The 19011-nt window shown below is 62.7% G+C and carries 17 protein-coding genes, 4 tRNA genes and 1 pseudogene; 11 read left to right on the top strand and 11 right to left on the bottom strand.

The features are described 5' to 3' along the window. Positions 1-163: 163 nt before the first annotated feature. From AC3G2C_RS18680 to gloB, 3 genes and pseudogenes are all read right to left on the bottom strand, one after another. A pseudogene (locus AC3G2C_RS18680) lies at positions 164-280 on the bottom strand (enoyl-[acyl-carrier-protein] reductase FabI); the annotation flags it as partial. Between the two features lie 142 nt (positions 281-422). After that, positions 423-1646: a LysM peptidoglycan-binding domain-containing protein gene (locus AC3G2C_RS18675; RefSeq protein ID WP_488386134.1), complete on the bottom strand. Its 1224-nt coding sequence runs from the start codon at positions 1644-1646 to the stop codon at positions 423-425. Beyond that, positions 1646-2407 carry a hydroxyacylglutathione hydrolase gene (gene gloB, locus AC3G2C_RS18670; RefSeq protein ID WP_488386133.1) on the bottom strand — a complete coding sequence of 254 codons (762 nt, stop codon included), beginning with the start codon at positions 2405-2407 and terminating at the stop codon, positions 1646-1648. The genes AC3G2C_RS18675 and gloB overlap by 1 nt, the downstream gene beginning before the upstream one ends. 374 nt (positions 2408-2781) lie before the next feature. Between gloB and AC3G2C_RS18665 the strand changes: the two genes are divergently transcribed. Genes AC3G2C_RS18665 through dnaQ form a run of 3 tightly spaced genes read left to right on the top strand, consistent with a single transcriptional unit; the run spans position 2782 to position 4513 of the window. After that, positions 2782-3318, top strand: a complete 537-nt coding sequence (locus AC3G2C_RS18665; protein ID WP_488386132.1) for a class I SAM-dependent methyltransferase — start codon at positions 2782-2784, stop codon at positions 3316-3318. Between the two features lie 29 nt (positions 3319-3347). After that, positions 3348-3791, top strand: coding sequence for a ribonuclease HI (gene rnhA / locus AC3G2C_RS18660; RefSeq protein WP_488386131.1), 444 nt, complete (start codon positions 3348-3350; stop codon positions 3789-3791). Continuing rightward, positions 3788-4513, top strand: coding sequence for a DNA polymerase III subunit epsilon (dnaQ, locus tag AC3G2C_RS18655; RefSeq protein ID WP_488386130.1), 726 nt, complete (start codon positions 3788-3790; stop codon positions 4511-4513). The genes rnhA and dnaQ overlap by 4 nt, the downstream gene beginning before the upstream one ends. Here dnaQ and AC3G2C_RS18650 read toward each other — a convergent pair whose 3' ends face one another. From AC3G2C_RS18650 to ppsA, 4 genes are all read right to left on the bottom strand, one after another. After that, complete coding sequence (locus AC3G2C_RS18650; protein ID WP_488386129.1) at positions 4514-5215, bottom strand: PP2C family protein-serine/threonine phosphatase; 702 nt, start codon at positions 5213-5215, stop codon at positions 4514-4516. It lies immediately after the preceding gene. A 202-nt stretch (positions 5216-5417) separates the two neighbouring features. Beyond that, positions 5418-5507 (bottom strand) — tRNA-Ser (locus AC3G2C_RS18645). 88 nt (positions 5508-5595) lie between these two features. Then, the gene (gene lepB / locus AC3G2C_RS18640; protein ID WP_488386128.1) at positions 5596-6270 is read right to left on the bottom strand and encodes a signal peptidase I; all 675 of its coding nucleotides are present in this window, start codon (positions 6268-6270) and stop codon (positions 5596-5598) included. 139 nt (positions 6271-6409) lie between these two features. Then, positions 6410-8782 carry a phosphoenolpyruvate synthase gene (ppsA, locus tag AC3G2C_RS18635; RefSeq protein ID WP_488386127.1) on the bottom strand — a complete coding sequence of 791 codons (2373 nt, stop codon included), beginning with the start codon at positions 8780-8782 and terminating at the stop codon, positions 6410-6412. A 232-nt stretch (positions 8783-9014) separates the two neighbouring features. Here ppsA and ppsR point away from each other — a divergent pair, with 232 nt between their 5' ends. Next, positions 9015-9830 (top strand): posphoenolpyruvate synthetase regulatory kinase/phosphorylase PpsR, encoded by an 816-nt coding sequence (gene ppsR / locus AC3G2C_RS18630; protein WP_488386126.1) that lies wholly within the window; start codon positions 9015-9017, stop codon positions 9828-9830. An 18-nt stretch (positions 9831-9848) separates the two neighbouring features. After that, entirely contained in the window at positions 9849-10343 is a 495-nt protein-coding gene (locus tag AC3G2C_RS18625; RefSeq protein WP_488386125.1) for a DUF1249 domain-containing protein, read from the top strand. A 114-nt stretch (positions 10344-10457) separates the two neighbouring features. Here the strand turns inward: AC3G2C_RS18625 and AC3G2C_RS18620 are convergent. The 3 genes from AC3G2C_RS18620 to AC3G2C_RS18610 form a co-directional block, all read right to left on the bottom strand. Then, positions 10458-10534: transfer RNA gene (locus AC3G2C_RS18620), tRNA-Asp, on the bottom strand. A 78-nt stretch (positions 10535-10612) separates the two neighbouring features. Continuing rightward, positions 10613-10688, bottom strand: a tRNA-Glu gene (locus AC3G2C_RS18615). Positions 10689-10700: 12 nt separating this feature from the next. Beyond that, a tRNA-Ala gene (locus tag AC3G2C_RS18610) sits at positions 10701-10776 on the bottom strand. A 263-nt stretch (positions 10777-11039) separates the two neighbouring features. Here AC3G2C_RS18610 and AC3G2C_RS18605 point away from each other — a divergent pair. The 5 genes from AC3G2C_RS18605 to AC3G2C_RS18585 all read left to right on the top strand — a co-directional run bounded on the left by AC3G2C_RS18605 (position 11040) and on the right by AC3G2C_RS18585 (position 16132). Then, entirely contained in the window at positions 11040-12809 is a 1770-nt protein-coding gene (locus AC3G2C_RS18605; protein ID WP_488386124.1) for a cation:proton antiporter, read from the top strand. A gap of 227 nt (positions 12810-13036) precedes the next feature. Continuing rightward, complete coding sequence (locus tag AC3G2C_RS18600; protein ID WP_488386123.1) at positions 13037-13807, top strand: FKBP-type peptidyl-prolyl cis-trans isomerase; 771 nt, start codon at positions 13037-13039, stop codon at positions 13805-13807. A 148-nt stretch (positions 13808-13955) separates the two neighbouring features. Next, the gene (locus AC3G2C_RS18595; protein WP_488386122.1) at positions 13956-15293 is read left to right on the top strand and encodes a UDP-glucose dehydrogenase family protein; all 1338 of its coding nucleotides are present in this window, start codon (positions 13956-13958) and stop codon (positions 15291-15293) included. Positions 15294-15295: 2 nt separating this feature from the next. Next, entirely contained in the window at positions 15296-15514 is a 219-nt protein-coding gene (locus AC3G2C_RS18590; protein WP_488386121.1) for a SlyX family protein, read from the top strand. Between the two features lie 33 nt (positions 15515-15547). Continuing rightward, the gene (locus AC3G2C_RS18585) at positions 15548-16132 is read left to right on the top strand and encodes a DUF2058 domain-containing protein (RefSeq protein ID WP_488386120.1); all 585 of its coding nucleotides are present in this window, start codon (positions 15548-15550) and stop codon (positions 16130-16132) included. Between the two features lie 84 nt (positions 16133-16216). On the opposite strand, the gene AC3G2C_RS18580 is transcribed toward AC3G2C_RS18585, so the two are convergent. Continuing rightward, positions 16217-18316 (bottom strand): 3-hydroxyacyl-CoA dehydrogenase NAD-binding domain-containing protein, encoded by a 2100-nt coding sequence (locus AC3G2C_RS18580; RefSeq protein ID WP_488386119.1) that lies wholly within the window; start codon positions 18314-18316, stop codon positions 16217-16219. Between the two features lie 200 nt (positions 18317-18516). On the opposite strand from AC3G2C_RS18580, the gene AC3G2C_RS18575 reads away from it, so the two are divergent. Continuing rightward, entirely contained in the window at positions 18517-19011 is a 495-nt protein-coding gene (locus AC3G2C_RS18575) for a hypothetical protein (protein ID WP_488386118.1), read from the top strand.

Here is a 19011-nt window from a genome sequence, read left to right as displayed (position 1 = left end):
CGCCTTGCCCACCATGATGGCGCCTCGCTCTTCGGCGCTCAGATGACTGTAGTGCTGACCCATGCATCACCTCCATTGGGGTGTTGCACTTGATGTTAGAGACCGCCAAGCCTTTCCAGTGCGCGTCCAGCAACTTCGCCAGCGTTTCGATCTGCGCATCCTCGGCCACATCACAGGGAAACACCAGGTTGGCGCCGAAGGCGTTGGCGGCCTCTTCCGTGCAATCCTTGAGCCGTTCGCTCGCATAGGTAAAAGCCAGTTGCGCGCCCTCGCGATGCATCGCGAGGGCGAGGCCCCAGGTGATGGAGCGCTGATTGGCCGGGCCTACGATCAAGGCGCGTTTGCCGTGCAGGAATCCCATGATGCGATCTCCCGGCGAGGCGCTCTCCTGTCGAGGCGCTCGGGGCAGTCTAGCAGCGTATTCAGCCGGGTCCGCTGATCTTGAGCACCTGTCCTGGCTTGACGCTGGCGGTCTGCAGGTTGTTCCAGCGCTCAAGTTGCTTGATGCCCACGGAGTAGCGCTTGGCGATGCTCCACAAACTTTCGCCGCTCTTTACGGTGTGGGTGCGCCCGGTTGTGTTGCGAGGCGTGTCTTGGTCGGAAGCGGCATCCAGCGCTGGGCTGAGCGGCGGTAGTGTCGAGGTGCCCGCCATGGTCTGCGCGGAGCCATCGTTGTCGGTGAGCAGAGAGTTCTGGAACTGCTGAACACGCTTGCGCGGCAGCAACAAATAGGGCGAAGCGCTGGAATCGACCACGCCGTTGCGGAAGCCGGCGTTGAGATCCTTGAGTTCGTCGGTGCTCATGCCGGCGTGGCTGGCGGCGTGTGCGATCGGCATGGAGTTGTTGATGCTGACCTTGACCAGTTGCTCCTCCGACGGCAGCGTGGGCAAGCTGACGTTGAAGCGGTCCGGCTCCCGGATGACGCAGGCGATGGCCAGCAACTTGACCAGGTGTTCACGCGTCACGGGCTTGACCGGCATGCGTGGAATCACCGGATCCTCCGGCGGCACGCCGTGCTTGTCGATCATTTTGCGGAGACCGAACTCACCGGTGTTGAACGCGTAGTCGACCAGTCGCCAGTCGCCAAGATCGTCATGGTAGCGACTGAGCAGCGCCATGATGGCGTCGGTGGCGGCAGGTACATCCATGCGGCCGTCGTAACCCTTGTTAACGCGTATGCCCAGCGCGCTCGCCGTCACGGGCATGATCTGCCACATGCCGGCAGGCATATTCTTGCCGCCCGCTACGGGGCGATATTGGCTTTCAACCCATGGCAGCAGCGCGAACTCGCCAGGCACGTCGTGGCGGGCTGCGATCTGCTGCACGTAAGCGAGGCGAGGCGCCGCGGCGGCAAGTTGGCTTTCGAAACGATCTGGATTTTGCGTGTAGCGCCGCGCCCAGGACTGGATGCCAGGGTCGGCATCGCAATCGGCCATGGCAAAACTGCCGCGTAGTTGGTCCCACATGGTCGTGTGGTCGGAAGTCGCCACCGGCACGGCTACGGGATGGGAAATATGCTCGACCGGTTGCGGTTTGGGCGCCTCGATCTTGGGCGCGTGCGTGGCGGTAGGCAGCGACGTGGTGGCGCACGCGGTCAACAAGACCGAGAGCAGTGCGGGCAGGGGGCGAAGGCGATGGGCGTTCATCAGCTGAACACGTCCTTTTGGGCGCGCAGTGCCGCGAAGCGCGCAACACGGTCTCCGTGGATGCCGTGAGCCTGGCTCCAGGCGATGACCTCTTCGCTGTCGGTGCGCAAGAAGGGGTTGGTGGCACGCTCAGTGCCCAGCATGACGGGAAGGCTGGGTAGATCGTTCGCGCGAAGCTGCGCGACTTCGCGCTGGCGTGCCGCCAGCGCCGCATTCGTTGGTTCTACTGTTTGCGCAAAGCGCGCATTCGACGCGGTGTATTCGTGGGCACAACACACCAATGTTTGGTCAGGCAGTGCGGCAAGACGATCCAGCGAAGCGAGCATCTGCTCCGGCGTGCCCTCAAAAAGGCGGCCGCAACCAAGGCTGAAAAGGGTATCGCCACACAAAAGGACGCCGCAGCCCGCATAAGCGATATGGCTGGTGGTGTGTCCAGGCACGGCGATCACATGGAAGCGGGCGCTCGGCTGGGTGAGCGAAACGACGTCGCCACCCCCGACCCGGTGGTTGGCCGTGGGGATGCGTTCGTCATGCGGCGCATAGACCGGCACATCGTGCCGGGCCAGCAGGGCGTCCACGCCACCGATGTGGTCGGCATGATGATGAGTGAGGAGAATGGCCCCGAGACTCAGGTTGCGTGCCTTCAAGGCGGCCTCGACGGGCGCAGCATCACCCGGGTCGACCACCAGGGCCTGACCAAGCTCGTCGTGCAGCAGCCAAATGTAGTTGTCGGCGAGCGCCGGTAACGGTACGACGTGCAAAGAGAAGCCCCTCGACGGATTCGTATCGACTGACGCAGGCCCCTCCCTGGCTTGCGCGAAGCCGTTGACTATAAAGGGCGAGGCAGGGTCACTCGTTAGTGAGACGTTAACGCCGGAATCGCTGTTCAGGCTTGTGGGACGGTCGAGTTCTTATGCGTGAACCAGGGCACGCAAACGGTGGCCTGCCGTTACACTGTCGGCATCGATACAAGCGAGCCGCCACGGGCATGTCTCAGCGCGACCAAGACATCTATGCCAGTGCCCCCTTGCGCAGCCTTCTGGCGCAAGAGGCGGTGGCGCTAGTGCCTGGGTTGCAGCGTTGCGCGGGAACCCATGCGTTGTTGCTTAGTGCGACTTCGGATGATTCCCCGCCCATGCTTCCGCTGCTGGGTAACTGGGCGAAACTGCGCATCGGGGTCGATGGTTATGAGGGCGACGTGCGTGCCCGTAGTGACGAGCCGCTGCCGTTTCTGGACGATGCGTTCGACTTGGTTTTGTTGCGTCACGCGTTGGAAGTGTCGGGCACGCCACAGGAGCTGCTGGAGGAGGCCTCGCGCGTCCTCGCACCTGGCGGCGTGCTTGCATTGACGGGGCTGCACCCCTTCAGTGCGTGGATGCCATGGATGTTGTGGCGCGCACGTGGCCGAAGGTTGGCGGTGCACTCGCCCATCCAGTTGGAGCGCTGGGTGCGTCGCTTTGAGTTGGACATCGAACGGGTCGAGCGCGTGGGTGCGCTCTGGCCCGGTGGTAGTGTCGGCCTGGATGCGTCCCACGCTTTCGGTGGCGGTTACGTGCTGATCGCACGCAAACGTCGTCGCGTGGCGACGCCCATTCGTCTCAAACCAAAGCCGGTGCCTGCGCCGGTGAACGTGGGATTGGCACCGGGTGCTCGGCGGAATGTGGCTTCTTGAAAAATGATGGGATTGATTGACGAGTGACGATGACCGACGTGGAAGCTTTTACGGATGGTGCGTGCCTGGGCAACCCTGGGCCGGGCGGATGGGCTGCCCTGTTGCGCGCCAAGGGCACCGAACGCCTGCTATCGGGTGGCGAGCCCGACACCACCAACAATCGCATGGAACTCATGGCGGCGATTGCGGCGCTGGAGGCGTTGACGCGGCCCTGCAAGGTCGCGCTTACGACTGATTCGCGCTATGTGATGCAGGGCATCGAGGAGTGGGTGCCCAAGTGGCGCAATAATGGTTGGCTCACGGCTGACAAAAAGCCGGTCAAGAACCAGGATCTGTGGCAGCGCCTGTCGGCAGCCACGCAGTCGCATCAGGTGCGCTGGCATTGGGTCAAGGGACACAACGGCCATGCGGAGAACGAACGAGTGGATGTCGCCGCGCGCGAGCAGGCCGAGCAGTACAAGGACAAGGCATGAGACAGATCGTGCTTGATACCGAGACCACCGGCCTGGAGGTTCGTCAGGGTCATCGCCTGATCGAAATCGCCTGCGTGGAGATGGTGGAGCGACGCCCCACCGGGCGCCATTATCAAACTTATCTCAACCCTGATCGCGCGATCGATGAAGGCGCACGGCAGGTCACAGGCATCGAGGACGAGTTTCTGCTCGACAAGCCGCGCTTTGCCGACGTTGTGGAGGACTTTCTCGCCTTCATCGACGGCGCGGAACTGATCATCCATAACGCTACGTTCGACGTGGGCTTTCTCGATGCAGAACTGGCCCGACTCGGCGGCGCTTATGGGCGCATAGGCGACCGATGCCCGGTGATCGATACGCTGTTGATGGCGCGCGAGCGCTACCCCGGGCAGCGCAACAGTCTTGATGCGCTGTGTAAGCGTCTTGGCGTAGACAACTCCGCACGCGACCTGCACGGCGGCTTGATCGACGCACAGCTGCTGGCAGAGGTATACCTTGCCATGACCTCCGGCCAGGTCGTGCTCGACCTCGGCTTTGAGGGTGCGCAAGAGCAGGGTGCTTCCGTGGCCCTGGCGCCCATCGTTCTCGATCGTCGCCCCCGCGTGCTGCGCGCCACGGGCGAGGAGCTGGAGCTGCACGAAAAGCGCCTCGACGCGCTAGACAAGAGCGCTGGTGGCAGTTGCGTGTGGCGACGTGCGGATGCGCCGCCCGCTATCAACTGATCAATTCACGCGCGCCAATATCGCAGTAACGTTGTCGCTGCCGCCGCCATCCAGGGCGGCGAGCAGCAGGTGCTCCACGCTTTCCTGGGCCGACAGATCCTGACGAGACACGACGGCGGCGATGGCGTTATCGCCCACTTCCTCGGTTAACCCGTCCGTGCATAGCAGAAAGCTCATGCCCGGCTGCAGGCGACCACGCGCCATACCGATATGCAATTGCTCGGCAGCGGTGATACCGAGTGCCTGGGTGATGACATTGCGTTGCGGGTGCCGTGCCGCCTGCGAGGCATCGAGCGTTCCCGCCGCCACCAGTTCCTGCACGAGCGAATGGTCGTGGCTCACCTGGCGCAGTTGCTTCTGCCAAAGGTACACGCGACTGTCGCCCACCCAGACCACCTCATAGCTTTCCGCGTGCAGGCGTAGCGCGGCAATCGTGGTGCCCATGGGGCGTGTATCGCGAAAGCCCTTGCCATGCTGGATCAGTCGCGCGTCCGCCGCGCGCACCGCCTCGACCAGTGTATGGCCACGTGTCACCAGGTCGGCGACCGCATCGCGCACGATGGCCGCAGCGACTTCGCCATGCTGATGACCACCCATGCCGTCGGCCACCAGGAACAGGCCCAGCGATGCGTCGGCATAGTAGGTGTCTTCGTTGCGCGTGCGACGCAGGCCGACGTGCGTTCCGTGTCCGAACTCGATCATGGGGTGCCTGGTGTGGCCTTTCGTTGCGAGCATGACGGAAGAGGCGCGAATGCGCAAAGACGTTGTGGGCGTTTGGCGTGGTGCCGAGTCAGCGTGGCGATGCGTCGATAAAGGCGCTCATCACTCCTGATCGGCGTGATCGCGAGGCATCCGGACACCGTATAAAACAAAACGCCCCACGAGGGGGCGCTTTGCTTGCTACTGGCGGAGAGGGTGGGATTCGAACCCACGGTACGCTTACACGTACGCCTGATTTCGAGTCAGGTACATTCGACCACTCTGCCACCTCTCCGAAGCGGTGCGTGTGGTCCACGCGAGCCGGCAATCTTACGCGGTGTGACGGCGGCTGACAACTGGTTTGGGTGATTTCGTCGGAACGCTCAGCGCAGGGCGGCGCCCCAGCGGTCCCCGCGAGGCAGGTAGTGGTTGCCCGGGTCCAGGGAGAGTGCGACCCGGGTGGCGCGGCCGGTGATCTCCCCGCGCGGGAAGAATCCGAAGTAGCGGGAATCGGCACTGTTGTCCCGGTTGTCACCCAGCAGCAGATATTCGCCGGGTGGCACGGTGACCGGCCCGAAATCGACAGTGTGGCCTTGTTGGGCTTGCGACCAGCGCACCAGGTGTCGTTGGGTGCCCACTTGCTCGACGGCATAGAGGGCAGGGTCCTCTCGATCGTCCCGTATCCCGCTGACGGTCGCGGTCTCGTAGAGCGCGGCCTTGCCGTTGACGGTGAGGCGGTTGTGCACCAGGTCGATCTGATCGCCCGGGATGCCGATCACCCGCTTGACCAAGCGTTCGCCTGCGGCGCTGGAGTCGAGCACCACGATGTCACCGCGTTGCGGGTCTGCGCGATGGAGAAGGGAGAGATGGGTGAAGGGCAGGCGCAAGTCGTAGGCGGCTTTGTCGACCATGATGCGGTCGCCAATGCGGATGGTGGGTTGCATGGAGCCCGTAGGCACAACGTTCCAATCCGCAATGGCACTGCGAAACACCAGCATGCATAGCGTGAAGGCGATGAGTCCGCGGTTGCGCGAGATCAAGCCGATGAAGGCGCGCATGTCAGTCCCTCCATGATGTCCCAGGTGAGGGAACTGACTGGCCCGCGGGTGAAAAGTTTCAGCGGCTGGCGCCCATGGTCTTGTGGGCAAAAAGAAGGGGCGGTGTCGCCACCGCCCCTGAGTACTGCCGTCGGAACGATCAGCCTGCCTTGTGCTTGGCCAGGCGCAGCCAGGTGTCCACCACCGTGTCGGGATTGAGCGACACCGATTCGATGCCCTGATCCATCAGCCACTCGGCCAGATCCGGGTGATCGGACGGGCCCTGGCCGCAAATGCCCACGTACTTACCCTTTTCGCGAGCGGTCTGGATGGCCATGGCCAGCAACTTCTTCACGGCCGGGTCGCGCTCATCGAACAGGTTGGCCACGATGCTCGAGTCACGATCCAGGCCCAGGGTGAGCTGGGTCAGGTCGTTGGAGCCGATCGAGAAGCCATCGAAGATCTCGAGGAATTCCGCTGCCAGCAGGGCATTGGAGGGCACCTCGCACATCATGATGACCTTGAGGCCGTGTTCGCCTTGCTTGAGTCCGTTCTTGGCGAGTACGTCGATGACCTTGCGGCCTTCGTCGAGGGTGCGCACGAACGGGATCATCACCCACACGTTGTCCAGGCCCATCACCTCGCGCACGCGCTTGACGGCCTTGCACTCCAGGCCGAACGACTCGGCGAAGCCCGGGTCGACGTAACGGCTGGCGCCGCGGTAGCCGATCATCGGGTTCTCTTCATGCGGCTCGTAGCGCGAACCGCCGATCAGGCCGGCGTATTCGTTGGACTTGAAGTCGGACAGGCGCACGATCACCGGCTTGGGGAACACCGAGGCGGCAATGGTGGCGATGCCTTCGGCAAGGCGGTCCACGTAGAACGACACCGGGTCGGCATAGCCGGCCATGCGCTCGTCGATCTTGCGCTTGGTTTCGGCATCCTGCTTGGCGTATTCCAGCAGCGCCTTGGGATGCACGCCGATGTGGCTGGCGATGATCATTTCCAGGCGGGCAAGGCCGATGCCGGCGTTCGGCAGCATGCCGAAATCGAAGGCGCGCTCGGGGTTGGCCACGTTCATCATAATCTTCAGCGGCGCCTCGGGCATGTCGCCCAGGTCGGCGGTGACGCGGTCGAACTTGAGCTGGCCCTTATAGATGAGGCCGGTATCGCCTTCGGCGCAGGACACGGTGACTTCGGCGCCATCGGGAATGGCTTCCAGGCCGTTGCCGGTGCCGACCACGGCCGGCACGCCCAGCTCGCGGGCGATGATGGCCGCGTGGCAGGTGCGGCCGCCGCGATTTGTCACGATGGCGGCGGCGCGCTTCATCACCGGCTCCCAGTCGGGGTCGGTCATGTCGGCCACCAGCACGTCGCCCGGCTGCACCTTGTTCATGTCGGCCAGCGAACGGATCACGCGAGCCTTGCCGCTACCGATCTTCTGACCAATGGCGCGACCTTCGGCCAGCACCTCACCCTTTTCATTGAGGTGGAAGCGCTCGAGCTGGGTCGCCTGGGCGCGCGACTTCACCGTCTCCGGGCGGGCTTGCACGATGTACAGCTTGCCGGTGTTGCCGTCCTTCGCCCATTCCACGTCCATCGGTCGGCCGTAGTGCTGTTCGATGATCAGTGCCTGCCTGGACAGTTCCTCGACATCGGCATCGTTGATGCAGAAGCGGTTGCGCAGCTCGGCGGGGGTTTCCTCGATCTTGACGCGCTCGCCCGGCTTGTCCGAATAGACCATGCGCTGCTGCTTGGCGCCCAGTGCGCGACGAAGCACGGCGGGCTTACCCTGCTTGAGGGTGGGCTTGAACACGTAGAACTCGTCGGGGTTCACCGCGCCCTGAACCACCATCTCGCCCAGGCCATAGGAGCCAGTGACGAACACCACATCACGGAAGCCCGATTCGGTGTCGAGGGTGAACAGCACGCCAGAGGCGCCTAAGTCCGAGCGCACCATCAGCTGCACGCCGGCGGAGAGGAACACGTCTTCGTGCTTGAAGCCCTGGTGCACGCGATACGCGATGGCGCGGTCGTTGTACAGCGAGGCAAAGACTTCCTTCACCTTGTGCAGCACGTCCTCGATGCCCACCACGTTGAGGAAGGTTTCCTGCTGGCCGGCGAACGAGGCGTCGGGCAGGTCTTCGGCGGTGGCGGAGGAGCGCACGGCAACGGCGATGTTGTCGGCGCCAGCGTCCTTGCAGAGCTTGATGTAGGCGTCGCGGATGGCCTGGTCGAGGTCGGACGGCAGCGGCGTCTCGGTGACCCATTCGCGGATTTCCTTACCGGCGACGGTGAGCGCTTCAACGTCATCCACGTCCAGCGAGGCCAGGCGCGCCTGGATGCGCTTGGCCACGCCACTCTTGTCGAGATACTGCTGGAACGCGTCGGCGGTGGTGGCGAAGCCACCGGGCACGGACACGCCAAGTTTGGCGAGATTACCGATCATCTCGCCGAGCGACGCATTCTTGCCGCCGACCTTGCCCAGGTCGGTCATGCGCAGCGTGTCGAGCCAAAGCACCAGGTCGTTCAAGGGAGTCTCCTCAAGAGCTCGTAGGTTTTGAAGCAGGTTTGGCCCGGCTTATCCGAAAACCAGGCAACAAAGAACTGGTATTGTCCGCTGCGGATGGTGCGCAGCACAAGAAGACCATTCGGGGCAAAACCGGCGCCAACTGCATACCAGTCAGCCGTGAGTCAAGCAAAGACAGGCTTTTCACGTTGAGCTAAGGTGTGTGCCAGGAACCCTCAGGGACTTTGGATTACCCATGCAGCGAACGGTTTTTTTCATCTCCGATTCCACTGGTATTACCGCCGAGACAATCGGGAACAGCATTTTGGCCCAGTTCGAGGGGGTGCAGTTCGAAAAGCACCGCCTGCCGTTCGTGGATGACCCCCACAAGGCCGAGGCCGCCGCACTACGCATCAAGACCCGTTATGCCCAGACCGGGCAGCGCCCGATCGTGGTGAACACCATGGCCTCGCGTGATCTGTGCGAGATCGTGGCCGAAAGCGGGGCGCTGATGCTTGATGTGTTCGCTCCATTCATCGGGCCGCTGGAAGAAGAGCTCGGCGCCAAGCGTTCCGGCGCAGTGAACCGCTCGCATGGTCTGGTGGACTTCGACAAGTACGAGGCGCGCATCAATGCGACCAACTATGCGTTGTCGCACGATGACGGCATTGACGTGGATTACGCCCAGGCCGACCTGATCTTGGTGGGAGTCTCCCGCTCGGGTAAAACGCCCACCTGCCTCTACATGGCCTTGCATTACGGGGTAAGCGCCGCCAATTACCCGCTGACCGACGATGATCTGGACAAACTGGAGCTGCCGGCTCGCCTGCGTCCCTATCGGGATCGTCTGTTCGGCCTCACCATCGATGCGCAGCGATTGGCGCAGATTCGCGAGCAGCGACGCGCCGGCAGCCGTTATGCCACGTTGGAGCAGTGTCGTTGGGAGTTGGCGCAGGCAGACAAGTTGATGCGTCGCGAGGGCATTCCCAATCTCAACACGACCCACGTTTCCATCGAGGAGATCGCCAGCAAGATCTTCGACCGCTTCGGTATCGAACGAACCATGTTCTAAGAGGAGTCACCGCCGCCCATGAGTGCCGTACTGGACAGTCGCAATGCTCTGTTACCGGGTCGCTTCGGCTTCCTGATGGGCCTGTATGCGGAGAACTACCACCGATTGGTCCGGCTGTTTGCGCCCCAGGAACTGCCAGCGGGGTTCTATGTGTCCAGCGTGGACGATGGCTTGGATGTGCGGCTGCAGATTCAGGAGCGCCACCCATACACGCTGGAGTTGGAGCTCACCTATAACTTCGTGGATGCCCACACCGGGCAGCCGTCGCCATCGGCGCAGTTGCGCATGTACACCGACGCCCATGTGGCCGAGGCGCTGCATTGCCATCCGGGTCGGCATCTGTGGCAGGTGCTTGGGCCGTTCCCGCCTGCCCATACGGTGCTTCAGCACCGGCTGCGCATGAACGGGTTCCTCTCGCGCTGGCTGGAATACCTGGCCGAGCAAGGGCATTCGAAGGGGACGTTGGAGCGACTGGAGGATCACCGCTCACCGGACGAGTCGTTGGGGCGGTAAGTGGTCTTTGGGCAGTGAGTGCGGGTGGCTGCCAATACCGGCAGCCAGGGCCAGGAAGGGCTTTCGCGCAGGCAACAAAAAACCCGCCAATGGCGGGCTTCTGTGTGATTCAAGTGGCGGAGCGGACGGGACTCGAACCCGCGACCTCCGGCGTGACAGGCCAGCATTCTAACCGACTGAACTACCGCTCCACACTCAAACTTCTTCCAGATCCACTACTCTAGACCCCATTCCTTGGACCGAACCAGTTGCCTGGAAGGTCTTTAGAATGGCGTCCCCACGGGGATTCGAACCCCGGTCGCCACCGTGAAAGGGTGATGTCCTAGGCCTCTAGACGATGGGGACGTTGTCTAAATTTGGTGGAGCCAGGCGGGATCGAACCGCCGACCTCCTGCATGCCATGCAGGCGCTCTCCCAGCTGAGCTATGGCCCCGTGTGCCTCTGGAAGCCCGAAAGAATAGATAGGGATCGCCATTTCGTCAAGCGTTCCCGTCGATAATTTTTCAATTTTTTTTCACGAACCAATCACGACAACAAGTTACGTGATTTCTTGTTTTGCAGTTTTTCGCTTGAGGTGTCGCATTTTTGAGCAAGTCGCCTCATCAGGCGATATCGATGGCGTCGCGTGCATCGCAAAAAGCTGTGCATGTCGCGATCGATTGCTAGTCTTGGGTGACGTCCCCTCGGATTTCATCGATGCACGATCTGCACTTCATCCAGGACCTCGCGACCGTCATGTTGATCGCGGGCCTCACGACGGTTATTTTCCAGCTGCTGCGTCAGCCGGTGGTGCTGGGATACATCATCGCCGGCGTGCTGGTGGGGCCTTATACGTTCCCCGTGGTGTTCATCCACGACGAGCAGACGATTCGCACGTTGTCCGAGCTGGGCATGATCCTGCTGCTGTTCGCGCTAGGGCTGGAGTTCAGCCTAAAGAAGCTGCGCGAAGTTGGCGGCGCCGCGTTGGTAGCGGCGCTATGCGAAATCATCCTGATGCTGTGGCTGGGCTATGAGATAGGCCGCTTCTTTGGGTGGAGCTGGATGGATGCGCTGTTCCTCGGCGCCATGCTGTCGATGTCTTCCACCACCATCATCATGAAGGCGCTCGAAGACCTGAACCTCAAGCGCGAGCGCTTCGCCCAGCTCATGTTCGGCATCCTCATCATCGAGGACGTGCTCGCCATTGTGCTGATGGCGCTGCTCACCGGCATCGCCAGTACAGGCGGCCTTGAGGCCGGAGAGGCGATGGGCGCCATCGGGCGGCTCACGCTGTTCATGGCGGTGTCGCTGGTCGTGGGCTTGTTACTGGTGCCGCCCGTAGTGGACTACATCGCACGCGTCAGTCGTGACGACGTGCTCCTGGTTGCTGTGCTAGGCCTGTGTTTCGGCTTTTGCCTTTTGGTGACCCAGATGGGCTACAGCATCGCACTGGGCGCTTTCATGATCGGTGCGATCGTGGGTGAGTCGCAGAGCGTTGAGCGCATCGAGCACATCATCATGCCGGTGCGGGACGTCTTCAGCGCCATCTTCTTCGTGGCGATCGGCATGCTCATCGACCCGGCGATGTTGCGGGAATATTGGCTGCCCATCCTGGTCGTGACGGTGGTGGTAGTGCTGGGCAAGGTGTTGACGTGCAGCTTCGGCACGTTCGTCGCGGGTAATGGCGGGCGCACGTCGCTCCGCGTGGGCATGGGGTTGGCGCAGATCGGTGAGTTCTCCTTCGTGATCGCCTCGTTGGGTCTCACGCTCAAGGTCACCAGCAGCTTTCTCTATCCAGTTGCAGTGGCGGTGTCGGCCATCACCACCTTCCTTACTCCCTACCTGATTAGGGCTTCCGACCCGCTGGCAGATCAGCTTGGTAGGTTTCTGCCGAAGGGGCTTACCGGAGTACTGCGTGCGTATACAGGCTGGATGAGTCAGTTAAGTCTGGGCGGGCAGGGCGTCATGGTGGCCAAGATGATTCGGCGCCTGGTGTGGCACGTCATCATCAACATGATGCTGGTGGTGGCAGTATTTCTGATCATGTCGTACCTATATCGACGCGGCTTGTTCCACTGGGAGTTCCTGGCGGATCGCCCGTTGGTCAAGCGTACGGTGGCCTGGTCCATCGCGGCGCTGGTCTCGTTGCCGATGATCGTGGCTGCCTACCGCAAGGCGACGGCGCTGGGCATGCTGCTGGCGGAGCTGAGTATTCCCGAGCGCATCGGGGGCACGTACAACATGCGTATCCGCGCGGTGTTGGCACGTTTCATTCCCGTGGCGACGATGTGGGTGCTGGGCCTGCTGGTGGCGGCGTTAGCGTCAACGATCTTGCCGCCACGGGAGGTTGTGGTGGTGCTGATCCTCGTGTTGCTGTTGCTGGCCTGGCTACTGTGGCGAGGACTGGTTCAGGTGCACGCAAGACTGCAGGCGACACTTCGCGACACCCTGGAAAAATCGGGTCGTTCCGGTGATGGGCATGGCTAGTAACACGCCGCCGGCGGTATAGGAGGGTGGCGGTACCCCCGGGATCGTGCAGAAATCGTAAAAATCCACGTCAAAATGCCGGTTCCGTGAACTTTTAATCACGGATGACGGTCGTATGCCCCACATCGTTGCCAAGACTCGACAAGCGCCTCACAATGCGGGGCCTGCCTCCATCGGGGGGGCTTTAGTCCGGTAGCGCCGGCATATCCAATACGAGGGAGTTCCACATGAAGCATTTTCTGCGTCCCACGCTGACGGCGGCCGCGCTGGCTGTTGCACTGGGCATGACCGCTGGCGTGCACGCACAGGCTGCGAAGTCCGCCGCCCCTGCAGCTGCCGCCCCGGCCGCGGTCGACAAGACCAAGGCCAGCTATGTGGTCGGTTGGGACCTGGCCAGCTCGCTCCCGCCGCTGGTTCGTGAGGAAGTCGACCCCGCCACCGTCGCTCGCGCCCTGCAGTCGGCGCTGTCGGGCCAGAAGCCGACCATGAGCGAGGCCGAAGCCAAGCAGGTGCGTGACGCCTTTGTGGCCAACCTGCAGGCCAAGGCCAAGGCCGAGTACACCCAGGTCGCCGCCAAGAACAAGGCCGAAGGCGACGCCTTCCTGGCCAAGAACAAGACCGCTGCCGGCGTGAAGACGACCGCATCGGGCCTGCAGTACCAGGTGATCAGCCAGGGCACTGGCGCTCGTCCGGGTCCGAATGACACCGTGCAGGTGAATTACGTCGGTACTTTCGTCAATGGCGAAGTGTTCGATGATTCTGCCAAGCACGAGGGCGGTGGCGCAGCCTCGATCCCGCTGGCTGGCGTGATCCCGGGCTTCCGCGAAGGCATGCAGCTGATGCAGGTCGGCGGTCACTACAAGTTCTTCATTCCGTCGAACATCGCCTATGGTGCGCAGCCGCAGAACGGCTTCCCGCCGAACGCCACGATCATCTTCGACGTGACCCTGGTCAAGACCGGTGCGACCCCGGCTGGCGAACAGGGTGGTGCCAAGTAATCGCCTAGCGATTCACTGGTGATACCCAGCGGGGCGCGACGAAGGTCGCGCCCCGCTGTTTTTCGGCCGGCGTGGGCGTGCCGTCAGGCATCTGCCACCTTATGGCCTGCTAGAATCTGCGGTCTTGCACTCAGGACTTCCCGCGACAATGAAGGTCACGATTTTCGGCACTGGTTACGTAGGCCTGGTCACCGGCGCCTGCCTGGCGGAAATGGGTAACCATGTGATGTGCGTGGATATCGATGCAGGCAAGGTCGAGCGTCTCCGGCAGGGTGAAATACCCATTTACGAGCCGGGTCTGGAGCCCATCGTCAAGCGCAATTTCGCCAGCGGCCAGTTGGAGTTCACGACCGATCCTGCGCCGGCGATCGCGCATGGCCAGGTGGTGTTCATCGCCGTGGGCACGCCGCCCGATGAGGATGGCAGTGCCGACCTCAAGTACGTTCTTGGCGTGGCCCGCACCATCGGTCAGTACATGGATAGGTACACCGTGGTGGTCAACAAGTCGACCGTGCCGGTGGGTACGGCCGACCGTGTTCGCCAGACCATTGCCGAAGAACTTGCCAAGCGCGACGCGTCGATCGAGTTCGATGTGGTGTCCAATCCCGAGTTCCTGAAAGAGGGTGATGCCGTCGAGGATTGCCTCCGACCGGACCGCATCGTCATCGGTAGCTCGAGCGAGCGCGCGATCAACGTGTTGCGCAAACTCTATGCGCCCTTCAATCGCAACCATGATCGCACCGTGGTGATGGATGAACGCTCGGCCGAGCTGACGAAGTACGCGGCCAACGCCATGCTGGCCACTAAGATCAGCTTCATGAACGAGATCGCCAACATCGCGGAGCGGGTGGGCGCCGACGTGGAGCTTGTGCGTCAAGGTATCGGTTCCGACCCTCGCATCGGCTATCACTTTATTTATCCCGGTGCGGGTTATGGCGGCTCTTGCTTCCCCAAGGACGTGCAGGCTTTGGAGCGCACCGCGCGCAGCGTGGGCTATGACGCGCGCCTGCTGGGCGCGGTCGAGGCCGTGAACCACGATCAGAAGACCAAGTTGTACGAGCTGATTTCGCGTCACTTCCACGGGCAGCTTGCCGGCAAGACCATCGCGCTCTGGGGGTTGGCGTTCAAGCCCAACACGGACGATATGCGCGAAGCGTCCAGCCGTAACCTGATGGAGGCGCTTTGGGCTGCCGGTGCAACGGTGCGTGCGTTCGATCCGGAAGCACGCCACGAAACGCAACGCATTTACGGTGAACGGCCCGACCTCGTCTTGTGTGGCAATGCCTATCAGGCGCTGGAAGGCGCGGATGTGCTGGCCATCGTGACCGAGTGGAAGGCGTTCCGCAGCCCTGATTTCGCGCGGGTGCGCAGCATGTTGAGAACGGCCGCCGTTTTCGATGGTCGCAACCTTTATGACCCTGAGGCGGTCGAGGAAGCTGGCCTGGCCTATTACGGCATCGGTCGCGGCCGTAGTCTGAGGCGGTAAGCATGAGTGATGAAACACTGTTGGAGCGGCTCACCGAGCTTGAAGTACGCCTGACCTTTATTGACGATACGGTCAGTGCGTTGGCCACGGCCGACGCCGAGCAGTCAGTGCGCATTGCGACGCTGGAGCGCATCATCCAAGACCTGCGCAGCGAGTTGTCGTCACTGCGTGTGTCGTCGGGTCACGATCCGCACAGCGAGCCGCCCCCGCCGCACTATTGATCCCTCTCCCCGTTACGCAATCGAGTTTTGATCATGGCCGAATCCCTGCGCGATCAGCTCCTCAAGAGCGGCATCGTCAAACAGGTCCGCGAAGAAAAGCGTCCGGCAGCACCGCAAGGTGGCAAGCCGCATAAGCATGCCGGTAGACCCCCACAGCACAAGCAGGGTGGCAAGCCGCAACAGCCGGGTAAGCCGTCACGTGACGGAGGCGAGATCGATCTCGCCAAGGCGTACGCCATACGTGCGCAGACAGAAGCCCAGGAGCGCAAGCGTGCAGAGCAGGCGGCCGCCGAAGATGCCCGCCTGCGCCGAGAGCGCAAGGCCAAGATCCAGCAGTTGCTGGAGGGCAAGACGCTCAACAAGGCCGATGTCGAGCACGTTCGCCACTTTGAGTACGGCGGCAAAATTCGTCGCGTGCATGTGGATGCCGAGCAGCTCAGTGCGCTCAATGCGGGCGAGCTGGGTGTGGTGCAACAGCAGGGGCGTTATCTGCTGGTGACGCGCGAGCTCGCGGAGCAGGTGCGTGCCATCGATGCGCACCAGATCGCCTTGCTGGTGGCTCCTGGCAGTGAGGGCGGCGTTGGCGAGGATGGCGTGCCCGACGATCTGATGTGGTGAAAGGCGGCGCCGTGTTTGCGGCGTTGCTCGGATAGAAAAAAGCCCGGCTCATGCCGGGCTTTTTTATGCGAGAGCGTCAACCGATCAAGTGGTCGCGTCCTCCGCCTGTTCGGGAACCTCGGGCAAGACAAAACCTGTTTGCGCAAGCGTAGGCAAATCCCAACCGTTCTTGGGCGCGAAACGCTCGCCGTAGCGTTGTGCCAGGCGTTCGAGCTTGCCCTTGATTACCGTGGCGCCTTCACTGCGCAAGTACTGAATCGGGCCGCCGCGGAACGGCGCAAAACCGGTGCCGAAGATCACGCCTGCATCGAGCAGGTCGGCATCGTCGACCACGCCATCAGCCAGGCAGGCCACGGCTTCGTTGACCATGGGCAGGATCATGCGGTCCTGCAGGTCGGCGGGCACAACGTAGTCCGGGTCCACTTCGGACTTCTGCGGCTTGCCGTCCTGCCATACATAAATGCCTTGGCCGTCCTTCTTGCCGCGCTTGCCGGCCGCGAGCTTGTCCTCCAGGCCGGGAGGGAGTTCCAGGCCGAGGAAGGGCGCTAGCTCTTTACCCACCGATGCACAAACATCCAGGCCTACGGTATCGGCCAGCTCGATGGGGCCCATGGGCATGCCGAATTTCTTGGCTTCCTTGTCCAGCACGGGGCCGGGCACGCCCTCGCTGTACAGGCGCATAGCCTCTAGCAAGTAGGGCATCAGAATACGGTTGACCAGGAAGCCCGGCGTACCCTTCACCGCGACGGGAAGCTTGCCGATGGCCTTGCAGAACGCCAGGGCGCGCTTTTCGGCGGCGGGGTCGAGCTGATCGTGGCGCACCACTTCCACCAGCGGCATCTGCGCTACTGGATTGAAGAAGTGCAGACCCATAAAGCGCTGCGGCGCCTTGAGGCCCACGCGCAGTTCGTCCAGCGGAATGCTGGAGGTATTGGTGGCGAGCAATTCATTTGACTGGAACTGCGGCTCAATACTCGCGTAGAGCGCTTTCTTGGCTTCGGCGTTCTCGTAGATCGCTTCGATGGCAAGGTCGGCACTGGCTACGCCTGAACCTTCGACGTCAGCGCGCAGGCGGCGCACGGTCGCCTCCACCTTGTCGGCATTCTTGAGCTTTTTTTCATAGAGCTGGCGGGCGCGATCCAGTGCGGGCTGGATGTACTTCATTTCGCGGTCCTGCAAGGTCACGTCGAAACCCTTGAAGGCCGCCCAGGCAGCGATATCGCCCCCCATGACGCCGGCACCCACCACGTGCACGTGCTTGATGCCATGGTCGACGCCGCTGCCTTGTCCCTTGAGGCGTTGCTGGAGAAAGAAGATGCGGATCAGGTTCTGCGCCGTGGATGTTTCGGCCAGCTTGGCAACCGCTCGCGCCTCCAGCTTCAGGCGCTGCTGGATATTGGGCCCGCCCCGCTTCCACGTATCGATCAGTGCGAATGGGGCCGGGTAGTGTTCCTTGCGCACCTTGGCGGCGGTTTGCTTCAGCACCACCGGTGCCAGGATCTGGCGTGCCACCCAGGTGTTGGTAGCCCAGGCTTTGGCCCGCTGCGCCAGCGGACGCACGTGCGGGCGACGCAGCAGGGCGCGCGCCTCGGCCAGCAGTTCCGCCGGTGGCGCCACACGGTCGATCACGCCCAGGGCAAGCGCGCGCTTGGCGGACAAGGCCTTGCCGGTCAGCATGATAGGCAGTGCATCCGGCGCGCCAATGAGGCGAGGCAGGCGCGCACTGCCACCCCAGCCCGGGAAGATGCCCAGCATCACTTCGGGCAGGCCAATGCGCGTCTTGTCATCGTCAGCGGCAATGCGCTGACGACAGGCCAGGATCAACTCGGTGCCGCCGCCCATGCAGGCGCCATGCACCGCCGCCACGGTCGGGCAGGGCAGGCGGGCCAGCGACTCGAACACACGTTGCCCATACTGGATGCTTTCCAGGATGGTGCCTTGCTGGGCGTAAGTGACGAATTCCTTGATGTTGGCACCGACCGCAAAGCCGAACGGCTTGGCCGAATGGATCAGCACACCGGCAGGCTTCTCGATCGCCAGGCGCTCGATGATCTGGCCAAGCTCGTCCAACACCACCCGGGAGAACGTGTTGACGTTGCTGCCGGCGCAGTCCAGCGACAGGGTGACGATGCCGCTGTCATCCAGGTTCGTCTTCCAGTGATTGAAGCGCAGTCCTTCGAACATGGGGATTTGGGGTAACCAGGAAAGTTCGCACCATACCCTCCCGTAGCGAGGATTGCGAGACGGCACCGTATGGAAAGGGGTGTCCCGTTTGGAACGAGACGGCGTCGTGTGCGCTGCCGCATGGAATGGCTCACAGAATCAGGCGAGGCTTCACGATCTGCCTAGGCGAACGCCACCAGACCCCGTAACTTACCCTACGAATGAGTGCACCTATCCCTACTACCGTCAGTACGCCCGGCGCCGAGATCCTCGAGCGCATTCTGGCTGCGCGCGGCAACCTGGTCGCCCTGGAGGGCGCTGAGGAGATCGAGCTGGTGGCGCAATTGCGACCGCTGGTACGCCGCAGCGGCCAGGCGGTGTACCTGTGGAACCCGGAAGGGGGCTTGGGCAACCTGCGAGAGGAACATACGGGCCTGCCCGGGTCCCAGCGGCTCAGCATCGCACTGCGCTACGTGCAACAGAGCCACCACTTTGGCGTCTATCTGTTGCAACGTGTGCCGTTGCCGTTGGGTATGGGGGACGCCACCCTGCTGCGCCAGTTGGCGCGCGCCACCACCGGGCACGTCCGTAAGGTCGTGTTGCTCGACCCGCAGCCCGCCCTGGTGGCCAGCTTCAATGATGTGCTGGTGCGGTTGAGCTGCCAGTCCAAACCAGCGCTGCGTCCGCGCCTGCGCGATGGCCGCTGGTTGCTCTGA

Source organism: Frateuria sp. sgz306004 (genome assembly GCF_057750885.1).
Note: the sequence above shows the minus strand (reverse complement) of the source record. Positions and strands in the feature narration are given on the sequence as shown.